This window comes from Mesorhizobium sp. M8A.F.Ca.ET.057.01.1.1 (assembly GCF_003952565.1).
In the GTDB taxonomy this organism is placed as follows: Bacteria; Pseudomonadota; Alphaproteobacteria; order Rhizobiales; family Rhizobiaceae; genus Mesorhizobium.
Window position 1 is genome coordinate 405,626 of sequence record NZ_CP034454.1, and the last position, 23,453, is coordinate 429,078.

The window sequence follows — 23,453 nt, forward strand, 5'->3', positions numbered from 1 at the left end:
GCCAAGCTCGGGACGTTCGACGTGCCGGCGTTACTCGATGCCGATTGGAAAGCAAACGCACCTTCTCGCGTCGGCTCGGGAACGCCCGGTGTCGCGGGGGCGAACGTATGTACGGCGAGCGTGATCATGGGATTGTCCCGTGCGGCGCGGCAGTGCTTGGTAGATTGGGACAGCACGTGTCGTGCCAAATGAGAAAATCATTTCAGAACAATGAGTCGGTCTGACGGGATTTGTGTCTCATGTCCGACATCGTCACAGATCCGTGTGCAGACGATCGAGCGGCTGCGTCCCCAGCGCTGGACGGGGAAGCAGATCGCTGCCGAGGCGGGTGTCTCGCCGGCAATTGTCAGCCGCGTTCTACACCGGTTGGGCCTCAAGGAGCTGAGCGCCTTGGAACCCGAACCCGTTCGCCGCTATGAACGGGAGCATCGGGCAAACTCATTCATCCCCACCTCAAGAAACTTGGCCGCATCGGCTAGTCTAGGTGGGGCATCGCATCACTGGACGGCGGACAGGCACGGTCAACCGGCATCTCGGCATTGGCTGGGAGTTCGTCCACGTCTGCATTGACGGCGCCTCTCGCGTCACCTTCGTGCAGGTCATGCCGGATGAGCGCAGGGCGAGCGCCGCTGCCTCCTGGGGGCCGCCGTCGCCTATTATGCCAAGCTGGGCATCCGGGTCGAGCCCGTGATAACCGACAGTGGCTCCTGCCACCGGTCAAAGGCTTTGCGGGCAGCCTGCAAACGTCTGGGTCTACGCATTGGGGGTGGGTAAAACGCCGATTCCCTGCGCGAATGGACGATGAATCGCGCAAATCGGTCCAGTGAAGCTGATATAAACGAGCGACCTCCTTGGCTCAACCAACAAATTCCACCCAACCCGCCCACCATGTTCCGGATTTCGATCGCAAGCTGTAACCGAATCAGTTCTGCCGCCGCTGTCCTGTTGCCCAACGACCAGGACCTCTGTGCGGCGCGCCCTGCGGGTGTACCTCCCCGCCGGCAGGGCGCCCTTTTTGACCCACGTAATCAGAATCACTATGGCCCGTCCGGAATCGAGGGTCTGGTAAAGGTCATCTGCACGTTCCGATGCAGATTGAGCTTAGACGCGCCCTTTACATCATTGCAGCGGGCCACGGTCGCCGGTTCCAAAGTGCGGCAACGCCGAAGATATCTTCCTTCAGATCACAAAGAGCAGAATAATCATTGCGGTGAATTTTTATCACACCAGGCATATAAAAGGACGATACTCTTACGCCATCCCCGTTCACAAGGAAAAGGCATTTTAACATTGTTGAGACGATTTGCCTGTCAATGAAAAGAAAGCATCGCAACACTTCTTTCCGGATGACGGCGCCCCGGGTGGGGATGAACGGCTATCCGAATTGTTATGCTAATGCCGACCCAAATTCCTGCAAAAGCTGGGTCAATGATGGCTTTTGGTCAGCGCAGGATGATTTCTCCTGATTCGGACGGTGCAGGGGCGGTCATGATTTAATGCATGGAGATTCTCTGATTGAGCTGTTGAAAGATCAAGAGGCGTCTGCCAGACGCCCATCGGGCGAGCCCAGCATGATTGGGATGACCGGCGAAGATCGAAAGTGTGGCAGCATTCTGGAGCCTGGTCAGCCCAGCGACGCCCGCGAAGTCAATCGCGTTTGTCGGGACATACACGACGCAGCCGGAAGGCGTGAAGAAAGAGGAAGAATCGAGCGCGACGATGACGAGGGACCTGCCACTTGTTTTCGAGACATTCCTTGAAAGACTGTCACAGAGTATCGATGAGGCAGATTTCCGGGATGCCATGGCTGAGGCGGCCGGACGATTTGACCTAATCTCCTTTGCCTACCTCTCCTTGCCAGCACGGCCTTCCGGCAAACCGAGGCTAATTTCGAACTATCCACCCCGCTGGACCAGACAGTATCTGGAAAATCAGTATGAGAAACTCGATCCTGTGATGTTGCGTGCTCGAAATGGCGGCTGCCCGTTTCACTGGGGATCGAATTTGGGAGGCGATAAAATGTCGCCGGCTCAACAGCAGCTATTCGATGAGGCGGCTCAATTCAGCATCTGCTGCGGTTTGACGATCCCAATTGTCGATCTCCGCGGCCGCATCGCTGCGGTTACTTTTGCCGCCGATGAGCCTCGTCCAGTATTTCTTCGGGTCGCTGAGCGGTACGAACAAGCTCTTCAGCTGATGGCGGCCTGCTTTCATCGTTGCGTTCGCCGCAAACTGCCGAGCGATCGAACAGTGGATGGGATTTCGCTGACATCCCGCGAATATGAGTGCCTGCGGTGGGCAGCGCGGGGTAATTCAGCCTGGGTGACCGGCCGCATCTTGGGCATCAAGCCACGCACGATCGCTTTTCATTTGGACAATGCCAAGAAGAAGCTAGGCGTGCGAACCCAAAATCAGGCTATAGCCCTTTTGGGGTCCGAAGGGTCCTCAATTGTCTGAGAAGCTTTTTGATCCGGTTGTGCTCGGTCCATTCGATCGCGCGCTTTGTATCGAGCGTTGACTGGATGCCGAGATCTTCTGTTCCGCCGGCTCGGTCAGGGCGATGCAGCCGTATTCTTCCAGTCCGCGCCGGTGATCTTAGTCTATCGGTGCTCGAGCGGGTGTTTCGTCGCTGACGAGCTAGTCGTGCGGTTTTATAGTTTCCGAGGATGGCCCGCTTGCATACCTGCCTGCCGGTAATCTTCAACCGTTGACTTAGGGCGATGGCTTTCGGTTATCCGGCTTGAAAGCGAAGAGGTGGACCCTTCTGGGTCGAGCGCCGGCACGATATGGAGTGCTGCTCCGGGCTATTACCCACCCAGACAGAGCGGAACCTTCTATCACGTCAGACGCTCGGACGAATTGCCAAAACCCGATTTCCTGGGAACTGAATTGTGCTCGCCACCGGGTCCATTTTGCCGGCGAGTCTGTGGTGCAGGTCCCGATCAGCCTGACCACTGGCTGCCACAGAACTGCCTACTTGTATGACCGAGCACTGCGCATTTGTCAGCTGGCGAACAATTCCTTGTAGCCGCTCGTCACCATCCAGTTCGCACGGTCGAGATGACTACGAAGCGCCTTCCTGGCGCGCTCCGGTTCAAGTGCCGGATCAATGCCGAGGATCAGATGGGCCATTTCCTCTTCGGGCGCCTCATCGGCTGAGGCGTCCAGGAGCCTCATATAGGTGGTAAAGTGCGCCCTGTCGTAGGCGGTAAGACGGTCAGACCAAGGGACTTCGTCGAGCAGTGTTGAGCTTTGATTCCTATCTGTTCCCGTTGATCGATTCATCTCTGCCGCGAACCTCGCATGTTGATCGCTGGATTCAAGGCAGAATATCCCAAGATGGGATAATCCGAAACGGGGATTAGTCGCTGAGCCGGTCTCTACCTGACCGGTTCACCTAAATGCCAAAATCTCTTCGATCTCCCCGCCACCAGCGGTTTCTGGCCCAGTTGATCTCACTGCGCAAGGTCAAAGGGCTGACGCAGGCGCAGGTGGCTGAGATGCTTGGTCGTCCGCAATCTTTTGTGGCGAAATATGAGGGTGGAGAGCGGCGTCTCGATATCATTGAGTTTCTCGACGTAACTGCGGCTCTCGACGCTGATCCGTGTGAGATTCTGTTGAGCCTGCGGACGTAGTGGGCGCCCGCGCCCATCACCGCGCGTGCCGGGTGCCGGTGGGTCGATCCCCGCTTTTCTTGGCTCAGGGCGTCTCGACCATTCCGCTGCACCTCCTAGCGCGTCGTTAGACTCTCGCAATTCTCTCTGTTGTGCCTTTCCCAGCAGGTGGCGCCGCATCCTTCTAGGCCCGCCGCGGCGTCCCGCAACCCTTAGCTAGCTGTGAGCTTTCAGTAGGTTGTCCATCCGGTCCTCCGGATGCGGTGCGGCTCAGACGGCGGGCCCGTTCCTGTCATGACTCGCCGCCGCACCGCTTCCTGGGAAGCAGCCATTGGCGAGCGGAGGACAAAACGATGAGACAGCGAAGCGCTGGGCCATCCGCGCCGACTGGAAGTCCTCGCGATCATCTTCGAGCGCATTCGCGCTGTGGTGATGCGTCGATGCATGGTGGTTACGCGACTTCGTTGCTTGAAGCGAAGCGACCGCACCGCCCATTTCGTCAACTGGCGAACAAATCCTTGTAGCCGCTCGTCACCACCCAGTTTGCACGGTCGAGATGACTGCGAAGAACGTTCCGTGCGCGCTCCGGTTCGCGTGCCGGATCAATGCCGAGGATCACATGGGCCATTTCCTCTTCAGTGGCGTTGTCGGCTGAGGCGTCCAGGAGCCTCATATAGGTTGTAAAGTGGTCCTTGTCGTAGGCTGTAATGCGGTCCGACCAGGGGACCTCGTCGGCAAACGGCGTGTTCGATTTGGGCTGTAACATCGCTAATTCTATCTCCGGCCAATGGACCCGCGAAGCCCTCTGCCTGCTAAATGTGGATTACATATTATAGTTGATAAACTCAAGCCGCCTGATCCGCTGGCTTGCGTGCATGGATATGCGCAAGTTGGTCGGACGGAATGTGCAGAGGATCAGGCAAAGGAAGCGTCTGACGCAGGAGCAGCTTGCGGAGATTTCCGGGTTCAGTCAGCAGTACATCAGCGGCTTGGAGAAAGGCCGAAGAAATCCGACAATTATCACGATCTATGAACTGGCATTGGCCCTCGGCGTCAGCCACATGGATCTGGTTCGGCCCGACAAACAGGCCTGATGCACCTGCCCTCCAAGTACCTGGCGGCCTGACGGCGCGCGCCGGGTGCTCGTGAACCCAATCCGCTTTTCTTAGGGCCCCCGGCAGCCCCTGCCATTTGGCTCGCCTGGCACGGGCGCACCCTATTGGACAGTCGGCCGCTGCGGTTTTTGTCAGCCTTTCCTGGGGCGTGGGGGTTGGTCGGCATCCCCTTTTAGGCCCGCCGCGGCCTCCCGCAACCTTCGCTCTCGCTTCAGGTCCTTCTCTTCGTTACGGTCCTTCGGATGCGGTCCGCCGCTTTCAGCGGGCCTAATCGCTTTCTGCCGCCCACCCACGGGGACAGGCACGCGAGACTGGTATGGAGCGTTGCGGTTAGCGCGCGAACAGCAAAGGAACTGAAAAAACAGGCAACTGTCGCAGCATGGCTGAACCAGCCATCGTGTCGGCATCTAGGAGCCGCGTGTTCGCCTTGCGCTGACACGAAGCTCAGACATGACGTCCGGGAGACGATGCTGGCAAATGGTCTGGCTGAAGCATTCCACCCATAATACCAAAGCCCGTCCCGATCCAAAGCGCTTCTAAGCACTCCATCTCAGGCGCAAGGCCGGTTGGCCAGTGCACCTTCTTGGTCCGCCAGAAGAGAACCCCGCCCGAGAATAGCTTCATGAGGTCTTGCCCTGCAGTGTCGACCGTAAAAAAGGGCGCGCGAGGCGCCCTTCACTTTAAACCGGCAGTCGGGAAGCAGACTTCACTCTGATATTCAAAAGCGGTAGGTGACACCTGCGCCTATCAGCCAGGGATCGAGCTCCGCCTTCCCCGTCAGCTTCGCGCCGGCCACCGTGACGTCGAAGTCCGGCTTCAGGAAAAGCTTCTTCACGTCGAAGTTGACGCCCCAGTGCTCGTCCACCATGTAGTCGAAACCGACCTGCAGCGCCGTGCCGAACGTATTCTTCACCTTGAGAGCGTCGGCGCTGCCGGTGTCCTGGTTATAGAAAACCGTGTAGTTCACGCCGGCGCCGACATAGGGCTTGAACGCGCCGAAATCGGTAAAATGGTACTGCAACGTGAGCGTCGGCGGCAGCAGCCAAACTTTGCCGATGCTGCCCAACCCACCGATCGTCCCTTGGCCCGCGATGTTGGCATAGGTGGTACCGAGTATGAGTTCGGCGGCGATGTTGTCGGTGAAGAAATACGAGATATCGAGTTCCGGCGTCACCGTGTTCGAATAGGAAAGACCGGAGCCGGGAAGCGTATCAACGTAGCCCAGATCTTTCGTAACGACGCCCAACCCCCGCAGGCGGACCTGCCAAGGGCTTGGCGCTTCGGTGACCGAGGCTCCCGTCTCCGCCAGGACGGTCTCTGCTTGCGCAGGCTCCGCGGCGACGGCCTGCTGTCCCACGATGATCAGGGCCACCGCCGCTGCTATTGCCCGCGCTACGCCCATTCGCGTTCTCGCCATGATATTCACTCCTTGATGTTCAGAAAGGATGCACTGCACTATTTCGTCTCCTGCTCGAATGAATTGTTGATGGACCTCAAATGCCCCACTTGCGTTGCAACGCGTTCCGCCGTCTCCGGAAGGTGATCGTTGAAGCCGATTGCGCTGCGGAGAAAATTGGTGCCTAGACTGATGAATGCGGCTTGCTCCCGATTGTCCTCGCCGCAGCCGTGCCCGCCTGCGCTGGCCTCGTAGAAGTAAGCGGGATAGCCAAGAGCCTGCAGTTTTGCGGCCATCTTGCGCGCATGGCCCGGATGGACGCGGTCGTCGCGTTTCGTGGTGGCGATCAGGATAGGCGGATAGGGCTGTCCCGGCGCTGCGGCGTGATAGGCGGAGATTTCCTTCAGGAAAGCCCAATCGTGAACCTTGTCCGGATCGCCATATTCGTCGATCCAGCTCGCGCCCGCCAAGAGCTTGGTGTAGCGACGCATGTCGATAAGCGGTGCTGTGCAGAACAGAGCCCCGAAATGCTCAGGATAGCGGGTCAGCATGTTTGCGATCAGCAGGCCGCCATTTGAGCCACCCTCGGCGGCAATCCGCCTCGGCAGGGTGATGCCCCTTCGCACGAGGTCGGCGGCAACGGCGGCGAAATCGTCATGGGCGAGACGCTTGCCCTCCCTGCGCCCGGCTTCGTGCCAGCGGGTGCCGAACTCGCCGCCGCCGCGGATGTTCGCCTCGACACACGTGCCGCCGCGCTCGAGCCACAGCTTGCCCAGCGGGGAGTTGTAGTAGGGCAGGAGTGATACGCCGAACCCGCCATAAGCGGAAAGGTGAATCGGAGCATCTCCGTTCCCGTTCGCCGGACCAACCTGCGTATAGGGGATCAGCTCATGATCGATAGAGACTGCCTCGTGGCGCGTGACCACCAGTCCGGATGCATCGAAATTCTCCGGGCTGCGCTTCAGGATTGCTGAAGCGCTGAGAGACGGCGCGGCATTGAGATCGAATAGCAAGAGCTGCGGCGGCGTGATCGGATCCTGAGCACAGACCAGGACCTCTCCATTGGCCTCGTGAACTGCCGCATCGAATGACCAGACGTGGACAGTCCCTTCGGCGGGCAGAGTGTCCAGGACTCGGCGCGTCCATTCCTGGTGGCCGGGAGTGAACATCTCGAAACGCGGTACGAGATTGATGAGGTAAGAGATAATGAGCTTCCCGTCATTCCAGAAGAATGACTGCAGGGAGCGCCTTTCCCCTGGTTGAAACAGGGTCTCAAATCGGCGTCCGCCGGCGAGGAAAGAGCAAAGCGAGATGACGATCAGCGCGTCGGCGGGATGGGTGGTGCCTCCCACCGTCCACGGCTTGCGCGGCCTTACCGCCAGCCAGTCGCCGAAGACCCGCCACGACGCGTCACGAGGAAGATCGATCTGCCTCCTCGGCCCGCTCCTGTCGCCGATCCAGCTGATTTCCTCGAAGAAGGCCGGCTTCTCGATGAACCAAAGGCGCTCGCTGCGGCCGGTGCGGTCCGAATGACCAGACACCTTGAGGCTCTCGAACCCGGCCTCGAAGATTACCGGTGTGGTGAGGGGATCCGCGTCACGCTTCCACAGTCGCACGGTGCGCGCATAGCCGGAGCGGGTGGCCATGCCATTACCAAGCGCACTGGAAAGCAGAAGCGTGTCAGGGTCCAGCCAACTAACGTAGCCTTTGGCCTCGGGGAGATTGAAACCGTCGGCGACAAAGCTCAGAGAGATCAGGTCGAATTCGCGATGCACGACCGCGTCGCTGCCGCCGCGCGACAGGCGCAGAACGGCTCTTTCCCGTCTCTCCGGCTCGATGGACGCGCCGTCCCAGATCCAATCCTCTCCGTCGCTAGCCGCGAGAGCATCCAGATCGAGCAGTAGCTCCCATTGGGGATCCGCCTTCATGTAGGCGGCAAGGGTGGTCCGGCGCCACAGTCCGCGTGGATTTCCGGCATCTCGCCAGTAATTGTGGAGGTACTGACCATGGCGCGCGATCAGGGGAAGGTTGTCGCGATTGTCGAAAATGGCTGTCAGAGCCGCGCGGTCGCGCTCGAACTGCGTTCCACCGAAGTGCTTTAGGGTCTTTGCCGACTGGCCGGCGGCCCAGGCAAGTGCCCGCTCGCCCTCTACATTTTCAAGCCAGAGATAGGGATCGTCGTCGGGAGCATCCAGCGTTGGACGGACATCAAATGCGTTCATGTCCGAACGACCTGAGGAATGAAAGTGGAATGGCTTCCGTTTGATCGGGAACGCTCAGTGTTGGTAGCGGCGCCCACATGTTCGAAAAGCGTGATCATTGATGAGTTCTTCCAGTCGGTGCGGCATCGCAGTGCTTTTGCGCATAGGACCGCAACCGACGTGCCAACTGGGAAAATCGTTTCGGAACAATGCGATCGCTCTGGAAGCGTTGTGTCACATGTCCGACATCGTCGAGAATCCGACAACGAGTGCTCCTCCTAATCCCGGGTCAACTCCGGCGCCAGTCGGTGACACCGTGCAGAATTCGAGCAGACGAGCGCCCCCAAGCTCGCGAAGCGCATTGAAATACGTGAGCACTGTCAGATACGGATCGGCGGCATCTTCCCCTTCTTGCGTCGGGCTGGAAGTCAATGCCTGCGCGCCTGCCAGCAGGGTCTGCATGCTCCGAAGAAAGAGGAGTTTAAGCCCGCGACCCTGACTCGCCACACCGACGTAGAGGCGGGCTGGCTCTCGTGCCGATGGCACAGTGCTGGCGAAGAAGCTGTCGGTACGGTGGATGCCGGGTGGCGGAAATACGGCCGTCTCCGAACGATCGAACAAGGCTGCGATCTGTTTCTCCGCCCTTCGGACGGTCGCGGTCGAGGCGACGATTTTTGGACGAATGAGTCCATGAAGACCCGGCCGCGACGACAGCAGGTCGATCGCTGTTTCGTAGAGTGCGGCCGCCGTTCCAAGCGGGCCAGAGATCAGGTGCAGTTCGTCCTGGATGACAAGATCCGGCGGATCGAGCCGATGCCCGTTTCCGAAGGGGCGACCTTCGCCTGGCTCAGACGCGCCGAAGAACCCCTTGTCCGGATCATGCCGATCTACGTGTCCAAAGAATGCGCCGCTCTTGCCAATCCATGGAAGGGAGGCAAATTTGTCCACCGTGGCGATGAGAAATGCGGGAAGACGGCGGTAAATTGGCTCGTCCACCACGAGCACCGGCAGGTGTCGATCCCGCGTGAAGTCGCATTCGGCGTTCTCGCATTTGAGCACTAGATTCTGCGGAGCTGTCCTGTTGGGCGTGAAGTGGAAGCTCTCTGGCTTGAAGGGCTCACCACACCAGGGACATGCCTTCAGTGGCACCGGGGTTTCGTCTTAGGTCTGCTCTGGTACCGCTTCAGCCAGGTCGTCGCGGCGTCCTTGCCGGAAGAATTTCGCGGCTGGATTGTTCGGTGAGGCTGCGCCGCCCACCCAGAGTCCAATCTCGATCGGCCATTCGCCAAGCGTCTTCCGGCCATTGTCATCATGGGTCCGCAGGAGTTCGAGCGCGCAGACGAGACCAGCGGCGTGAGCAGGCGTAACGTGTAGCGCATGATGACGCTGATGCCCGCACCCAGCACGCCAGATCCGCGGAGCCGCCTCGGCACAATCGCATAGGCGGCAAGTCCAAGATATGCTTCCGTCTTGCCGCCGCCGGTCGGAAAAAAAGCAGGTCGACGATCTCGCGCTCACCACTGTTTCGGTCGGTCACGCCAACGAGATTGAGGAGGACGAAGGCTAGCTGGAACGGCCGCCATGTTGGCGGGTCTACATCGCCCGGCAGCTTCTTCTGCCTCGCGCCGGCGGTTGGCCATCGCCATCGCCGTATTCATCAGGCCGAATGCTTCACGCGCCATCGTATCACGCTTAAGGAGATCTATCCCATCGCGAATCCTGCTGCCGGCGGTGTCAACATTTTCCAGAAGCGCCTGGCCCGTCTTTAGCCGTCTCGGCGCAAGCCCTGTCATCAGTCCTTCCTGACTCCGCCGCCACTCGGCGTAAAGTTCAGGCAGTGAATCCAAGGCTGCACTGACCGCTTCGGCTCCGGAAACGGCAGCCCGAGCGAGAGCCTCCATGCCGAACTCGACGCCATCGCTCCTTGCCGGGACGACACGTTCCACCTCCTGCTGCGGAAGGAAATCGGTCCAAACACGCGTCACGGGGAGCGGATCGTTCGTCGCGTCAAGCCGTTCTTGCCAGCCTGCAGATGTGTTGCGACCAACGGCATATTCGCGGACATCGCGATAATGGAGATCGCCCAGCCTAAGGTCGAAATCATCGGACTGGTAGGTGGACAGGTCGCTGCGCGGATAAAATCCATCCGCACATTCGAGCTCGATCCGGGTCTGGAACGCGTAGGCCACGTCCTTGTACGGAGCCTTTGTGCTCCGTCGACGGTTTACCAAGAAGACGGTGATGACGCGCAGACGCTCTTCAGCCCCCTCCGGAGTCTTTTGACGGAGCACACGGTGTCAACGGCGACTTCGATGCCGCCGCCCGGCCTCTGAGTCAGCGCTTTCCGGCAGCAGGATTCCGGACTGGTTCCGAGTGACGTCGAGGACGATCGCGGCTTCGCCGGGAACCCGAACCCAACGGAGGTTCTCGGGCTTTTCTGGCTTTGGCTTGCCCTTTCCCGACAGTTCGGGAATGAGGAGCGCATCGGGCAATGGGGGCTCCGTCTTATAGTTCCCCCATGTTGCGCGCAGCGTGACTTGACTCACCGTTTGCGGAAGAACCACCGTCAACCCTATCGACGACGGAAGAAACCTGTCCCGCGGTGGTTGGTCAGTCGAATCCTTCTCCTCGACCTCCCCTCGACAGCGGAGTCCAGCATCTCACTGGCGAGAAGGTCGTCGGCGGTTTCTTCGATGGTTTCCTCGCCGTCAGGTATCACAGGCGCAACACCGTCGTAGGCGGGAACGATAAAGCCCCGGCGTCCCAGCGATTGCTTCTCGGTCAAACTTCGCGTGCGAGATTCTGATCAAGGTCAGGATTCGGGCCGACTAGGTCGCGGCGGAGGATGTCGATCAGCTTGTTTCGTACCTCGAGCGAATTCGTCATGGTGTCGGTCTCTCAAGGTAAAGCTGCGCAGCGTCTGGTCGAGCCATTTTTGGGTATAGGCATCTTTAACAGGACCTTCGGACGATGGCCGATATCGGCGAGGAGCCGCTCCAACGAGACCAGTCTGTCGCGCAAGCCGAGGCGCAGCCCAACGCGAAGACTCGCCTTATCCGGACCGCAAAGGAGCCAAGCGTCGCTGCGCGTGATGGTGTGTCCAGAGCATCTGCTCTCCGGCGTCCAGAAAGCGCATATGGTCGTCACGCAATAGCGCGCTCGCGCGTTCAATGTCGCTGACCGGATGTACGGCTTTAAGTGTCTCTCTCAGAACATTAGCTTCGATCTGCTGTTCGGGCCGCCGCCTCTGGAGCCCTGTCTGGGTTTCGATCTCACACATCTCGACCGTCTCCACCGGGTACCCGCTCGTCAGCGCCTTCCATGCCGACACACGCCAGCACTCGATGATGACGTTGGTATCGACCAGCAACGAACTTCGGTGCCGCGGCATTCACCCGCCTACAACTCGTATGGCGCTTCCACGCTGTGAACTGCAAAGAGGTCCGCAAGATCGTCGATCGAGATGCCGAGCAGGTGCAATACGCGCCTCATCGCCACACGACCCTCATTGACAGCCTTGCCGATCACCTCGACGAACGTCGGGGAGAACAGCGGAAGCAGCGGCTCTTCGGCGGGCTTGCTACGGCCGTTGTTGCGAAGGCGATCTTCGGCGATACCCCTGCCAATATCCTTGTCGATCCAGTCAAGGCCGACCAGCCGCCAGCGCAATGCGGAAGCCGTGACCCTCAATTCATCTGCGACCGCGTTCAGCCGTACGATGAGTTCGTCGCCTGCCAATTCGGACCAATCGCCAACCTTGCCAAGCACAGTTGAAGGCATGAGGAGAGCCGAGGCGAAATTGTCGGCGAGTTGCTCGACCCGGCTACGTTTCTTGGGCACGACATCTTCGACATGATCCGGCGGCATCGCGTCCCAGGTGAGGATGTGGAAAAGCTCGTGAGCGAGGTCGAAATGGCGGCGACCCGCAACCTCGCGGCGATTGATCAACACGACATCCAGTTCCGGCAGGCGGCAGGCGGCGCCCGACACGCCTTCGATCGGATCAACCATCAGGACCAGCATTCCGAGATCCCGCTCCATGACCTCGGCGAGGCGAGCGGCAGGCACGTTTCCTAGCTTATATTCGCCGGCGAACCGGTCGCCCGCAGCCGATGCATCCTCGTAGCTGGATTCTTTTGAAAGACCGAGCGAGCACCTCAGCAGCGGAGCTTCCCTGCCCACTTGTGGCGCGAGCGTACGGAATGCCGCGATCACGCGGCCCGCGTCTTCTTCGTAACCCAGTAGGGCACGACCGATGACGCCGTTCTGACGCCAGGAGAACTTACCTTCGCCGACGAGCAGAAACGGATCGGTGAAAAAGTCCAGCGGAACGCGAAAGATTTCGACGGCGCGAACGAGTTCCTCGGCCGAAAGTCGCCGCTCGCCCGTCTCGATGGCGGAAATGGTCTGGCGGTCCTTGAAGCCGAACAGACGCGCGGCCTCCTCCTGCGAGAGGTTGCGCTGTCTGCGCAGCGCTTTCAAACGGATGCTGATGGTGGGAGTCGACATGTCGCACCTCCGCAATCGCTATAATCTTGCGAATTTTGAAATGCAAGGATATGTCGCGATTTGGACCAGCAAAGCCCCCGTGAGGATCGTGGCTGGCCGTTGATCGGAAACGAATCGGAGGCACCTTCAGGTAACGCACGATGAATTTCACCATTTCCCTTTCTGATGCAGCTCGTCACACTATTACGCTTGCCACACTGGAAGCCTATGTTCTCGGAGATGGTCGTCCGCGCCGAACAAAGCTGGAAACGCTGGGGTATCTTTGGGGCTTCAGTCGCGAGGACTCGAAAGGAACGACCCATTTCCATGTCGATCTTATGAGTCTCAGCATTTCAGCCGAGCGATCACGGAACAGCGTGAAGCCCAACAATCAGGCTGTCCGCCTGAAGAGCGAACTGATGGATCGATGGGCACCACACTTGACGCTCATCGGTGATTTCCACAGTCATCCCTATGAAAATCTTGCCGAGGTACGGGACAGTAGTGGATTCGAGTTTTCGGATGCTGACGAAGCAGCATTTCTAGACGACGACTTCCTGTGGGAGCGGGCTAACAGCCAGCCAATCATGCTGGCAATGACAATCTGCAAGCTGGCGCGGGTCCATGAAAAGCATGCCGCTGAGACCATACGCTCGAACATTGCGCATTTCGACGTGGGTGAATTTCGGTTCTGGTTGAATGCCGCTGTTGGATTCCTAGACGCCTCCGGGTCCAGACGCTGCACTGGGAATCGGCCTTCAAACGTGGAACTCAGAATTGATTCTCGCTTCTACAATTTCTCGAGAGACAGGCTCGTCGTTGCTACCGTGCATTGATTTCCTCGCCTTCTCCTATGGGACCTTAAGTTTCGTGCGGAAAAAACGATTATCAAGAACTCGCCGACGTAAGTCCGGAAATTGGCACGCTACAGGGAGGCCTTACGGTTGGAATGATAATGACACTAGAGCTCATCTTATGACTTGCGAGTCGGTTTCCGATGTAACTACGCGAAATATCAATTCGTCACAGCTATGTCCCTGTGGTTCATGACGGCGGTTTCGGGGGACTATTCTTTTGCAGAACGCTTCTTCGACGCGACACCGCCGAGTGGAAAAATCTCTGAGCGTGTTTCCGCTCCAGAAGAGACGTTGGTTGGAGCCGACGCAAGCATTCTAGACTTCATCCGAGACGCCGACCAAAGGCCGTGTCGGCTAGTTGTTTCCTGACGCCAGACCGAAGGTCTCGTCAGCATTTCAGACATGCAGAAATTGCCAGTGCGAGCAGCGTCCATGGCGGATGCGATAAGGAGACGCTTCGAAACGCCGGGCCGCTGGCTGGAGAAGCTTAGCGCCGAAAGAAGAAAGAAGATTTCTCAAGTGATCGCCGATGCGAAGAGTGATGATGGATTTGTGGACGAGATCCTATTCACTCAGTTCTGCGACAAATCTGATGTTGTTCGAAAAGGAATAGAGCTCCCCCGGAGCGCGACATCGGCCGCCGACGTGTTCCGGCGAGCTGAGAAACTTAGAAATGCTGTTGCGCATGGAAATGACTGTGCCTGGCTCCTTCCGCCGCGAAAAATATCGCAGTGTTGGTCACAGATATGATGATTTTCAAAAGGGAGATTGATGGATAGAAGGCTTGCTCTGCACAGTTGCCTTTTTGGTGCGTTGGGAGACTGTCGACAGCGCGGCCCTTGCGTGTTGGATAAAGCCGCAAACCGGTTGCAAGAAATTCCGTTCGGATCGACGAAAATGACGGTGGCCGCCATCCCATGCACCTGCATCATGCCATTCAAGGCCGAGGCTCTGGTCGAGGTCACCTCATTGAGGATGACGGCGGCCTGAATTGCCTGGATCAAGCAGCCAACCGTGGTACGCGACACCTCATTTATTGAATTGAGGGTGGGTCCGGTGTTCCGGCATTGAAGTCCTGATATCAATTGTGCGACAGGCTGCCTCATCGAACCGCTGGCGGAGGCAAGCGTGGGCTGCAGTACCAGATCACAGGCATGCCGCCAGCGAGGCCCTCCCATGTGCTTAATGGCCATGCCGCCAAGATCGAATTCGCTACCGGCATGAAACCTTGGTGTGGTGGAGGTGTTGAGAGGCACCTGCGCCAGGCTGGCGAACGGTTAGTAGCGGGCAAAACCCGTAGCTCAGCTCATAGCCCGCCTAAACAAAGGCGGGCATCGTACAAGGCCGCAGTCCTTCGGACTTAGGTCCAAAAGAGCGGCCCAGGTGATTTCGCAAGCCGGGCGGGGTTTGCGCCGTTCGCATCAAGAGCTGTCCGCCCGGCCAGTTCTGTCCCTCACATAAGCTGGCGGTCAGCCGCAAACGGTATACCAGCTGTCGAATCGGCCATTGTTTGGAACCGCACACAGAGCGCCGTAACAAACCTTCTCACCCTTGAAGTAGGCCAGGAACTGCAGCAAATGGGATATTTCGCGCTGTTCATCTTCGTCCCGGATAAGCTCCGGACCGCCCTGCGACTTCAGTGCCAGTTCGATCAACTCGATCGCCCGATCTTTGTTGCCGCTCTCGTGATAGTAGAGGGCTGCCAAACGATAGGGCAGGAGCTTACGTTTGTCGCTTTCCGGGGGATTCAGTGCCAGGATGTGTTCGGACAGCTGTTTTCCCATCGCCAAGCGCTCAGCAGACGGAAAGTGCGAATGGTCATAGTTCGGAAAGAAGAGCTCGTCTAACGCCGCAACCATCCAATTCTCGGAGTTTCTGTTGATCGCGTCGCGAACGAATTGGCGCATGACGGGCAAGCCGACCTGCATGTCCTTCATTTTGTGAAGCAACAGATTCACATGAGAACGGCGGAAACCGAGGTTGTCCGGCATCAAGGCGATGCCTTCTTCGATCGCCGAGAGCGCCGTCCTCCAATTCTTTTTCTCCACCGCCGCCCGATATCTGTCATTGATCGGCTTCTTCAGCGCTTGTTCGCGCGCTATGGGTTCGCCTTCCGCGATCCGCTCCGCATCGGCGGATTTTGCTTTATCGCTGGTGCGCCAGCTGCCGTTAAGCACCTTCGGCAAGACCTCATCGAGTTCCGTCGGTGCACCAATAAAGGCGATGCAGCCGTCTCGGTCGACCACGAAACTGGTGGGAATCCAGAAAGAAAAGCTGGGCTCCATCCAAAGCTTGTCCATTTCGCCTGTCGAGTCGAATGCGATCCGATAGTTCAGATTCGGGAACTTTTCCGTCAACCAAGCGTCCAACGTGCTTCGGGCCTCATCGGCCGTTGGAGCGCGTTCACTAGCCGCGACTCCTACGATCTCAACGCCGCTTTCCCTGTATTTCTCCTGCAGCTGCATCAGATGGGGCATCCCGTCCACACACGAACCGCACCAAGTTGCCCAAAATTCGACGATGTACACTTTGCCAGGCTCGAAGCTGGTGAGGGGCTCGCCACGCAGCCAGGTTTCCGCTTGAATCGAAGGAGCCGGGGACTCGATCTGCAACACCACGTTGTTCTCCAAAGCCGTTGTCAAAGGTTGTGAGATTTTCTGCACGAGCTTATTTCCCTCTCAGAGACGGCACACGGTTCAGGGGAGAGAACATCCTCGTCTGCTCCATTGCATACCGTCCTGCTGCAAGCGTTGCAAGGTCCATGCCAGCGGGCTCAGCGCGCAAGTGCATGAATATGCTTTGAAAAACCTCCGTAGTGCCCGGATGGCGGTTGGATTGAACCTGACAAATTTCTGCCTTTGTCAGGTTTTGAACGCGCATTGCCCGTGTTTCGCGCCGCCAGAAAAGCGTGGCCCATCCGCACGATCCTGAAGCCCAAACCGTCGAACCCGTGCGACACCGCCGCAATCATGTCGCGCCATGCATCGATGCCAAGCGCCTCGGCGTTGAGCTCGCAGCACGCCAGAGACATCATCGACGAGACGTTCAAGCTCTACCCGGGAACGGGAAAACGGCCCGAGGTTTGGCCTTGGTCGGGACGGCCGAACGGCAATATCGCCGAGAGGGAAAGACGCAGAAGAAGATCATCACACCCGGCGAGCCGAAAGTGTCGGCAAGCCATCGCAGAAGGCAGCAAACATGCAGGCCCAGACGTATCGCTGGGCGATCTGAGGGAGTGGCATACGTCGCGCGCCTGGTGCAGAAATTGCTCGCATCATGCCGAAGTAAGGTCGGCCGCGCTAATCCGCCGGTATGGCAAAGGCGCGCTATTCAGCACGGTCGAGGGCACTTGGTTGCCCGGGAATTGAACCGGCTCATCACTGGTCAGTGACAATGCCAGCGAGTTCATCTCGAACGCCATCCTCTCCTGCGCGGATCAGAACCGGTCGAATGGCATTCCATGCGCATGGCAAGCATCGCTATCGCCTGTGGCGCGCCGACTGCAACACCGCGCGGCCGCACTCCCAAATCGCCTGGCAGACATCGGCCGAGTTCGCCACCACCTTCAACCCGCGACGGTCGCTCGCGCTGCGCTATGCGAAAGGTTCCGCGCCAGCGCCCGTCGCTTCACCCGCCCAGCAGCGCACAACCCACGCCGGAAACGAACCCAAAACTGGAGAAACTCGGGGCGACGTCATTTAGATTCCACCCATGCAGAGGTACTTCATTCCGAGGTAGTCTTCGAGCCCGTGGCGGGAACCCTCCCGCCCGATGCCGGACTGCTTCAAGCCGCCAAAGGGCGCCGCTTCCGAAGACATACGCCCGTATTGATGCCAATCATGCCATCCAATGCCTCGGCCACGCGCCAGACACGCCTCAGGTTCGAGGCATGGAAATAGGCGGCGAGCCCGTAATCGTGTCGTTTGCCTCACAGATGACCTGATCCGCATCGTGGAAGCGGATGATCGGCGCCAACGGCCCGAAAGTCTCCTCTTGCGCAACCGCCATGATGCTGGAGATCTCGGTGAAGACTGTGGGTTTGAAAAAGGTGCCATCCTTGCCGATATGTTCGGCCGCGCATCGAATTATCCCACCTTTGGCAACGGCATCTGCGATGTGGGACTCGATCTTGGCCAAAGCATGCATGTCGATGAGTGGTCCGACGTCCACTCCCGGAGCGAAGCCGTCGCCAACCGATAAGTGCCGGACTTTCTCCACGAACTTCTCGACGAACTCATCGTGAACGCTCGATTGGACGTAAAGCCGGTTCGATGAAACGCGCAAGTCTGGCCGGCATTGCGGAACTTCGCCTGGATCGCGCCGTCAACCGCAGCGTCAATATCCGCGTCATCGAAGACGATGAAGGGCGCATTGCCGCCGAGCTCGAGGCTGACCTTCTTGATCTGGTCCGAGCGCTGGCGCATGAGCAGTCGGCCAACCGCGGTGGAGCCTGTAAAGCTGATCTTTCGGACCTTGGCATTGGAGCAGAGTTCGCGGCCCCACGCGACCACCTTCGGTCGCATAGACCCAGGTTGACGACGACGTCAGGAAAAGCCGGCTTGCTGCGCGAGGGCAAACATTGCACCTAGCCGTGCCACGCCACGATCAGATCGAGCGCGGCTTCGTTGCGTGCGGGTTCTGTGGTCAGTGGAGGGCGGAGGAAAAAGCGCTCGGCGTGCTCGCCCTCGCGATACCGCTGGTTCGCGCCGGCAAGCGCCCATGTCGCGTCGGCAGCGCCCTGGGCGCTGCCGTATTGTTCTATGAGGCGGTTCGCGATTGCCTCGCGCATCGTCTCGCCGATGGATGCCGCGTGTTCGCTGCGCAGGCGGAAAGCTTCGAGGAAGCGCTGGCGCATCGAGGAGACGTCGATCCGGAATTCTCCCATTCCATCATCGACAACCGCTTGAGCGACTGATGGGTGGTCGGGAGCTGCGTTCTGAATGATTTCCAGCAAGCGCAAGCGCGTGCGCTGTATTCGTCGCCCGCTCAGGAACAGGCGGCCATCCCGGGTCGGGCCGAGAAGCACAGCGCTCGCCGCCGAGAGGTAAGCGTTGGGATACAGGTATTTGGCGATGGCGTGCTTGAGTATCATGGCCTCGATATCCTCCCCGGCATCGAGATAGATGCCGCGCATTAACTGGACGAGCTTGCCCGTTTCAGCCTGATAGTGGCTGCGGGTTTTATCGATGTTTTCACAACGAGGTGAAGGGCCATTTCTAAAGTTCCCTGAGATACGGGAAAGCTAGCATAATCATCATATTCAAGAGTTTCTAACTTTCCCGTATTCGGTATACGCAAAAGTTAGAATACTTTCTCGGAACGACGGCATTCTTCGGGGCGGGAAATCGAATCACGGGAGAGAACCTGGTCTGCGAGGGCGCGCAGGCAGTCTCAAGGCGTTCATTCTGCCACACCATAATCGGATCAGCCACACGTAGTTCGGCGAGTCCTTCAGCTATTGTAGAGCGTGGGATTATTCGCTGTCACGGGCCAACGCCCGGCCGAAAGCAGCTTCTTCGCCGCCGCCCTGCCTGGTCGAGGATCACCTGCTCGATGAGGGCCGGGCGGCGCTGGATGTAGTCCATGCCGAGTTTGTCGAGCTGCAACCCGACAAGCGTGGCGGAAATCGACCTGGAGGAACCCAGATTGTCGATAGCATAGGCGCCGATCAGATACTTCTTGCTCGCTTCGAGTTCGGCCGCTGTTGGGCCTGTGTCCACCAGCTCGTTGATTGGTTGTGTTATCAGGTCGAGCGTCTCGGCCGCCCTGTCGGCGCGCGTCGACGTCGTCACGACAAGCATGTTGGAATGCTGGTAGCCTTCCAAGCTGGACGAGACACCGTAGGCAAGGCCGCGCTTTTCGCGCACTTCCTGGAACAGACGTGAGGTAAATCGTGAGCCTCCGACTATATCGTTCATCAGCTGTCCCGCGTAGAATTCCGGGTCGTTGCGTCCAATGGCGGGAAAGGCCAGCTGGAGCGAAGTCTGGTGGAGGGCGTATGCGACCTGCGTCCGCTCGGCGCTTCGGGGTGACATCAGGTACGGGGGCGAGCGCCTGTTTCTGAGGCAAATCGCCGAACAGCTGGTCGAGCCTTGCTCTCAGGGCTTTGGCATCTATGTCGCCTACGACCGCCACATGCAGCCCGTCGCGGGCGAAAGCGGCTTTGTGGAAGGCGCTTAGATCGGAGGGCGTTACGCTGGTCAGGCTCCCTTGGGCGGTCTCGAATACGCCGTAGATTCCGCGCCGCCAGGCCAGCTCGGCGATCGCGTGAGGTTCGCGCTCATTGGCAATGATTTCGGAGAGAAGCTGGGCGCGTATGCGGTCGAAAAGTGCTGGTATAGCCGGCTGCGAGTCCCGCCGCCGAGGATGTCGGCCAGTAGTCGAGCGCCTCGGCCTCGCACCAGGGACCGCCCATCGAATGACTCATGCGAGGCGTCTCAAGGCTGTCCGCGATCCAGCGCCAGATCTCCGCCTCGCCCGAGGCGCGCAGAGCTGGCCGGTTGTGCAGGAGCCGTAGGCAATATTCGCCTTCCTTGTTCGGACGTGTAACGCTTGCGTCTCCCGTCGCATTCTACCTGGCTTTCCGAACGTAGCCGTGATGCGAACTCTTGCTGCATATAAAGTCGAATCAGGGGGATTGAGTCATACGATACGGAGTCTTGACTTTGGCAGTCGCTCTGCGACATTACCTATATAAAGGTCGAAAGATGGTGATATGGATCATGCATAGGTCACGGAGACCCGAATGACGGCAGCGCATAAACGCACCTATTCGCGCTACGCGATGGAAGCGCTTGGCCTTTTCGGTAAGACCATCCGGCTGGGCCGGATGCAGCACCGATTAACCGCACAGGAGTTAGCCGAGAGAATCGGTGTTTCACGCAGCACCCTGCAGCGCATCGAGAAGGGCGATCCCAAAGTCGAAATCGGACTGATGTTCGAAGCTGCTGCCATTGTCGGTGTGAAGCTGTTCGATGCCGACGGCAATGGCATCACAGCCCTCACAGGCCGCATTGACGATCGCATCGCGCTGCTGCCGAAGCACGTCTACAAGGCCGGCAAGCAGATCGTCGATGAGTTCTAAGGTCCCCAAGTACGACGAAGCCTATGTCTGGGTCTGGCTGCCGGGCGAGACCGCGCCGGTTGTCGCCGGGCGGCTATATGCCCATGACGGACTCGTCAGCTTCAACTATGGCAGGAGCTTTCGTGAACTGGGCAGCGCGATCCCGCTTTATCTCCCGGAACTGCCCCTGAAGGCAGGCGAATTGCCTTTGCTTCCTGGCCTAACCATGCCGGGATGCATCCGCGATGCTGCCCCCGATGCCTGGGGACGACGGGTTATCCTAAACCGCAAATTCGGTGTGAAGGGCGATGAAATCGCGCGGCTCGATATTTCAGAACTGACGTTCCTGCTGGAATCAGGCTCGGACCGCATCGGCGCGCTCGATTTTCAGTTTTCGCCCACGAATTACGAGCCGCGCGCACTGGCCAATGCCACTCTCGAAGAGCTTGTCCAATCGGCGGAGCGGGTAGAGAAAGGTATTCCGCTCACCCCCGAATTAGATCAGGCGCTGCATCACGGCAGCTCGATCGGCGGCGCAAGGCCAAAGGCGCTGATCGAGGATGACGCCGTCAAGCATGTCGCGAAATTTTCCTCGTCTGCCGACCTTTACAGCGTCGTCAAAGGAGAATTCATAGCCATGCGGCTTGCCGCCTTGTGCGGCATCAGAGCGGCATCCGTCTCGCTCGTTCGCGCCGCAGGCAACGACGTGTTGCTCGTCGAGCGATTCGACCGGATCAAGGTCACGGGCGGCTGGCAACGCAAATCCATGGTCTCAGCGCTGACGATGCTCGCGCTCGATGAGATGATGGCGCGTTACGCCAGCTACCAGGATTTGGCGGAGATCATTCGCCACCGATTCACCGCGCCGTCGGAAACTCTGCGCGAGTTATTCAGCCGCATTGTCTTCAACATACTTTGCGGCAACACCGACGATCATGCCCGCAACCATGCGGCATTCTGGGATGGGGCTAAGCTCACCCTCACGCCTGCGTACGATATTTGTCCGCAGGCCCGCAGTGGCCAGGAGGCCAGCCAGGCCATGCTCATCAGCGGCAATAACCGCATGAGCCGGATAGCGTCCTGCCTTGAAGCCGCGCATCACTTCCTGCTCAGCGCGCCGGAAGCTCTTGCGATTGTTGAAGGCCAGCTCCGATGCATTGCGGAGAATTGGCCGCGTGTTAGCGAGGAAGCTACGCTATCCGGCACAGATCGCAATCTGTTCTGGGGCCGACAGTTCCTCAATCCCTACGCTTTTACGGCGCTGGAAGGAAGCGCCGACGTTCTCCGCGCTCTGGCTGACGAACTACGCAACAGTGTTCACGCCTGATCCGGCGCTGGATTTCGGACAAGCTCGGCAAGCGTAAGACGCCCACAATATGGACAACCCTTGCCGTGCCAGGACGAAGATTGAACAAACGGCTCTTCAACAGTGACAACGTGCACTGCGGAGAGATGTGGAGCTGACATCGCAAAAGCCCAAGACGCGCGACTTCCCGCGATACAACTCCACATAACTGAGCGTCTACAAGCGGTGCAGCCAGCCAAACATCCAGCCATCAAAGCGATGATCGTCTGATCTTTTGCCGATGACATCACGTCGGGGAAGACTTGTTCGAGCGCTTGCCGCTTCATATCGATACCGGCCTGGGCGTAGCGCATCGTTAGTTCAGCCCGAGTGGCCTGGCCATCGACTGATGGTGGCGATGTCAACACCCGCCTTGACGAGGTGGATGGCCGTCGTGTCCCGCAAAGGGCGATGATGGATGCTTTTTTCCGCCAGGGTGGTTCCTTCGCCCGCAGCCATGTGTGCGCAGCAAGTATCGAACACCGAACCGGGTGAGCAGTGTGGGGCGGTCGTTGCTTTGCTCGGCGGGACAGGGCGATACCAGACGAAGGTCACAATCGAAGAGTCAGGATCCCTGAACTCGTGCATCCGTATTGAACATCAGCGAAAACAGAGCGTAATCCCGCTGTCCAGAAGGCGTGCGGCGGTCGATACGCGCCAGGACGCTCTTGATTTCCGGGCTCATCGAGATATTCGACAGGTGCCACCCACGCGCTCTCTTGAAGGGAAGTGTCACCACCAGTTGCAGCGTATCCTAATATTCGGGGTGCTCCGAAATCAGGAACCGCGCAAAGGCATCCATCGCCGCCAGCCTTGCATTGCGGGTCGCAACTGCCACGCTCGACCTCAAGTGATGTGAGAAAGCTGCCCATCCTGTCGGTATTGATGTCGGAGACCGCTTCTTTCAAGAATATCTTCCCGCTCTCCCGCGGCATGAGCCCGTGGCATGCTTCGGCCCAATGCTGTGGATTGATGTTTCTTCATGCCACAACCTCGCTGACGAGACCGCCGAAAGCCCCTTCAAAGCGGTCGGTGGCGATCTCTCGCAGCTTTGGAAGGTAGTGCATTGATTTTTCGTGGAATGGGGACCCTGTTTAAAGGGTGATTTTCGTCCAAACGGGACCCTTTAACGATGGGGTCATCAAGATGCCTCCGGCTTGATCGGAGGCATTTGTGTTTTGGATGTTGGTTTTAGAGACGATTGCAAAGATACGTCGGCTGTCGCTGGTCCAGGGGAAGTCGATCAAGGCGATCTGCCGTGAGCTGAAGATCTCGCGCAAGGTGGTGCGCAAGGTCCTGCGTTCTGAGCAGACGGAGTTCCGCTACGAGCGCAAGCACCAGCCCTATCCCCGCATGGGAGCTCGGCGTGAGACG

19 protein-coding genes and 5 pseudogenes are annotated in these 23,453 nt (G+C 58.8%); 8 read left to right on the top strand and 16 right to left on the bottom strand.

Annotated elements, in window-relative coordinates; genetic code table 11:
* Nucleotides 1-282: 282 nt before the first annotated feature.
* Both EJ077_RS31790 and EJ077_RS01750 read left to right on the top strand, forming a co-directional pair.
* Nucleotides 283-756: pseudogene (locus tag EJ077_RS31790) on the top strand (IS481 family transposase); the annotation flags it as partial.
* A gap of 963 nt (nt 757-1,719) precedes the next feature.
* The gene (locus EJ077_RS01750; protein WP_135929616.1) at nt 1,720-2,457 is read left to right on the top strand and encodes a helix-turn-helix transcriptional regulator; all 738 of its coding nucleotides are present in this window, start codon (nt 1,720-1,722) and stop codon (nt 2,455-2,457) included.
* Between the two features lie 546 nt (nt 2,458-3,003).
* On the opposite strand, the gene EJ077_RS01755 is transcribed toward EJ077_RS01750, so the two are convergent.
* The gene (locus EJ077_RS01755) at nt 3,004-3,285 is read right to left on the bottom strand and encodes a DNA -binding domain-containing protein (protein WP_127239666.1); all 282 of its coding nucleotides are present in this window, start codon (nt 3,283-3,285) and stop codon (nt 3,004-3,006) included.
* Between the two features lie 116 nt (nt 3,286-3,401).
* On the opposite strand from EJ077_RS01755, the gene EJ077_RS01760 reads away from it, so the two are divergent.
* Nucleotides 3,402-3,635: a helix-turn-helix domain-containing protein gene (locus EJ077_RS01760; RefSeq protein WP_091597910.1), complete on the top strand. Its 234-nt coding sequence runs from the start codon at nt 3,402-3,404 to the stop codon at nt 3,633-3,635.
* Between the two features lie 478 nt (nt 3,636-4,113).
* Here EJ077_RS01760 and EJ077_RS01765 read toward each other — a convergent pair whose 3' ends face one another.
* Nucleotides 4,114-4,380 carry a DNA -binding domain-containing protein gene (locus tag EJ077_RS01765; protein WP_029354712.1) on the bottom strand — a complete coding sequence of 89 codons (267 nt, stop codon included), beginning with the start codon at nt 4,378-4,380 and terminating at the stop codon, nt 4,114-4,116.
* A 109-nt stretch (nt 4,381-4,489) separates the two neighbouring features.
* Here EJ077_RS01765 and EJ077_RS01770 point away from each other — a divergent pair, with 109 nt between their 5' ends.
* The gene (locus tag EJ077_RS01770; protein WP_029354714.1) at nt 4,490-4,708 is read left to right on the top strand and encodes a helix-turn-helix transcriptional regulator; all 219 of its coding nucleotides are present in this window, start codon (nt 4,490-4,492) and stop codon (nt 4,706-4,708) included.
* Nucleotides 4,709-5,447: 739 nt separating this feature from the next.
* On the opposite strand, the gene EJ077_RS01775 is transcribed toward EJ077_RS01770, so the two are convergent.
* From EJ077_RS01775 to EJ077_RS01805, 7 genes are all read right to left on the bottom strand, one after another.
* Nucleotides 5,448-6,146 carry an OmpW/AlkL family protein gene (locus EJ077_RS01775; protein ID WP_135929615.1) on the bottom strand — a complete coding sequence of 233 codons (699 nt, stop codon included), beginning with the start codon at nt 6,144-6,146 and terminating at the stop codon, nt 5,448-5,450.
* 38 nt (nt 6,147-6,184) lie between these two features.
* The gene (locus EJ077_RS01780) at nt 6,185-8,347 is read right to left on the bottom strand and encodes a prolyl oligopeptidase family serine peptidase (protein WP_126097363.1); all 2,163 of its coding nucleotides are present in this window, start codon (nt 8,345-8,347) and stop codon (nt 6,185-6,187) included.
* Nucleotides 8,348-8,560: 213 nt separating this feature from the next.
* Nucleotides 8,561-9,475, bottom strand: coding sequence for a hypothetical protein (locus EJ077_RS01785; protein ID WP_126097364.1), 915 nt, complete (start codon nt 9,473-9,475; stop codon nt 8,561-8,563).
* A gap of 365 nt (nt 9,476-9,840) precedes the next feature.
* The gene (locus EJ077_RS01790; RefSeq protein ID WP_127275150.1) at nt 9,841-10,515 is read right to left on the bottom strand and encodes a hypothetical protein; all 675 of its coding nucleotides are present in this window, start codon (nt 10,513-10,515) and stop codon (nt 9,841-9,843) included.
* 108 nt (nt 10,516-10,623) lie between these two features.
* A complete protein-coding gene (locus EJ077_RS01795) occupies nt 10,624-10,818 on the bottom strand; it encodes a hypothetical protein (protein WP_135918317.1) in 195 nt (64 codons plus the stop codon).
* A 560-nt stretch (nt 10,819-11,378) separates the two neighbouring features.
* On the bottom strand, nt 11,379-11,696 hold the full coding sequence (locus EJ077_RS01800; protein ID WP_126097367.1) for a hypothetical protein: 318 nt from the start codon (nt 11,694-11,696) through the stop codon (nt 11,379-11,381).
* 29 nt (nt 11,697-11,725) lie between these two features.
* A complete protein-coding gene (locus EJ077_RS01805; protein WP_126097368.1) occupies nt 11,726-12,835 on the bottom strand; it encodes a helix-turn-helix domain-containing protein in 1,110 nt (369 codons plus the stop codon).
* A 140-nt stretch (nt 12,836-12,975) separates the two neighbouring features.
* On the opposite strand from EJ077_RS01805, the gene EJ077_RS01810 reads away from it, so the two are divergent.
* The gene (locus EJ077_RS01810) at nt 12,976-13,650 is read left to right on the top strand and encodes a hypothetical protein (protein ID WP_126097369.1); all 675 of its coding nucleotides are present in this window, start codon (nt 12,976-12,978) and stop codon (nt 13,648-13,650) included.
* A 593-nt stretch (nt 13,651-14,243) separates the two neighbouring features.
* Here EJ077_RS01810 and EJ077_RS32700 read toward each other — a convergent pair.
* The 3 genes from EJ077_RS32700 to EJ077_RS01825 all read right to left on the bottom strand — a co-directional run bounded on the left by EJ077_RS32700 (nt 14,244) and on the right by EJ077_RS01825 (nt 16,720).
* Nucleotides 14,244-14,612, bottom strand: a complete 369-nt coding sequence (locus EJ077_RS32700) for a hypothetical protein (RefSeq protein WP_363233801.1) — start codon at nt 14,610-14,612, stop codon at nt 14,244-14,246.
* Nucleotides 14,613-15,140: 528 nt separating this feature from the next.
* Nucleotides 15,141-16,334: a TlpA disulfide reductase family protein gene (locus tag EJ077_RS01820; protein ID WP_245458614.1), complete on the bottom strand. Its 1,194-nt coding sequence runs from the start codon at nt 16,332-16,334 to the stop codon at nt 15,141-15,143.
* A gap of 110 nt (nt 16,335-16,444) precedes the next feature.
* Entirely contained in the window at nt 16,445-16,720 is a 276-nt protein-coding gene (locus tag EJ077_RS01825; RefSeq protein ID WP_126097371.1) for a hypothetical protein, read from the bottom strand.
* A 331-nt stretch (nt 16,721-17,051) separates the two neighbouring features.
* Between EJ077_RS01825 and EJ077_RS01830 the strand changes: the two are divergent.
* A pseudogene (locus EJ077_RS01830) lies at nt 17,052-17,373 on the top strand (hypothetical protein); the annotation flags it as partial.
* Here the strand turns inward: EJ077_RS01830 and EJ077_RS01835 are convergent.
* The 4 genes and pseudogenes from EJ077_RS01835 to EJ077_RS32710 form a co-directional block, all read right to left on the bottom strand.
* A pseudogene (locus EJ077_RS01835) lies at nt 17,370-18,269 on the bottom strand (aldehyde dehydrogenase family protein); the annotation flags it as partial. The pseudogenes EJ077_RS01830 and EJ077_RS01835 sit on opposite strands and share 4 nt — an antisense overlap.
* Nucleotides 18,260-18,885: pseudogene (locus EJ077_RS01840) on the bottom strand (type II toxin-antitoxin system HipA family toxin); the annotation flags it as partial. The pseudogenes EJ077_RS01835 and EJ077_RS01840, both read right to left, overlap by 10 nt.
* 269 nt (nt 18,886-19,154) lie before the next feature.
* Nucleotides 19,155-19,706 carry a M16 family metallopeptidase gene (locus EJ077_RS32705; RefSeq protein WP_335930839.1) on the bottom strand — a complete coding sequence of 184 codons (552 nt, stop codon included), beginning with the start codon at nt 19,704-19,706 and terminating at the stop codon, nt 19,155-19,157.
* 49 nt (nt 19,707-19,755) lie between these two features.
* Nucleotides 19,756-20,091 (bottom strand): annotated as a pseudogene (locus tag EJ077_RS32710) (hypothetical protein); the annotation flags it as partial.
* Nucleotides 20,092-20,416: 325 nt separating this feature from the next.
* Between EJ077_RS32710 and EJ077_RS01850 the strand changes: the two are divergent.
* Both EJ077_RS01850 and EJ077_RS01855 read left to right on the top strand, forming a co-directional pair.
* Nucleotides 20,417-20,755, top strand: coding sequence for a helix-turn-helix transcriptional regulator (locus EJ077_RS01850; RefSeq protein ID WP_167498459.1), 339 nt, complete (start codon nt 20,417-20,419; stop codon nt 20,753-20,755).
* The gene (locus tag EJ077_RS01855; protein WP_126063913.1) at nt 20,745-22,061 is read left to right on the top strand and encodes a type II toxin-antitoxin system HipA family toxin; all 1,317 of its coding nucleotides are present in this window, start codon (nt 20,745-20,747) and stop codon (nt 22,059-22,061) included. Before EJ077_RS01850 ends, EJ077_RS01855 begins: the two co-directional genes overlap by 11 nt.
* The last annotated feature ends 1,392 nt before the right edge of the window (nt 22,062-23,453 follow it).

Excerpts from the sequence above, each read along its gene's own strand:
- EJ077_RS01750 (WP_135929616.1), top strand. The coding sequence starts at position 1,720 with ATGACGAGGGACCTGCCACTTGTTTTCGAGACATTCCTTGAAAGACTG.
- EJ077_RS01755 (WP_127239666.1), bottom strand. The coding sequence starts at position 3,285 with ATGAATCGATCAACGGGAACAGATAGGAATCAAAGCTCAACACTGCTC.
- EJ077_RS01760 (WP_091597910.1), top strand. The coding sequence starts at position 3,402 with ATGCCAAAATCTCTTCGATCTCCCCGCCACCAGCGGTTTCTGGCCCAG.
- EJ077_RS01765 (WP_029354712.1), bottom strand. The coding sequence starts at position 4,380 with ATGTTACAGCCCAAATCGAACACGCCGTTTGCCGACGAGGTCCCCTGG.
- EJ077_RS01770 (WP_029354714.1), top strand. The coding sequence starts at position 4,490 with ATGGATATGCGCAAGTTGGTCGGACGGAATGTGCAGAGGATCAGGCAA.
- EJ077_RS01775 (WP_135929615.1), bottom strand. The coding sequence starts at position 6,146 with ATGGCGAGAACGCGAATGGGCGTAGCGCGGGCAATAGCAGCGGCGGTG.
- EJ077_RS01780 (WP_126097363.1), bottom strand. The coding sequence starts at position 8,347 with ATGAACGCATTTGATGTCCGTCCAACGCTGGATGCTCCCGACGACGAT.
- EJ077_RS01805 (WP_126097368.1), bottom strand. The coding sequence starts at position 12,835 with ATGTCGACTCCCACCATCAGCATCCGTTTGAAAGCGCTGCGCAGACAG.
- EJ077_RS01810 (WP_126097369.1), top strand. The coding sequence starts at position 12,976 with ATGAATTTCACCATTTCCCTTTCTGATGCAGCTCGTCACACTATTACG.
- EJ077_RS32705 (WP_335930839.1), bottom strand. The coding sequence starts at position 19,706 with ATGTCACCCCGAAGCGCCGAGCGGACGCAGGTCGCATACGCCCTCCAC.
- EJ077_RS01850 (WP_167498459.1), top strand. The coding sequence starts at position 20,417 with ATGACGGCAGCGCATAAACGCACCTATTCGCGCTACGCGATGGAAGCG.
- EJ077_RS01855 (WP_126063913.1), top strand. The coding sequence starts at position 20,745 with ATGAGTTCTAAGGTCCCCAAGTACGACGAAGCCTATGTCTGGGTCTGG.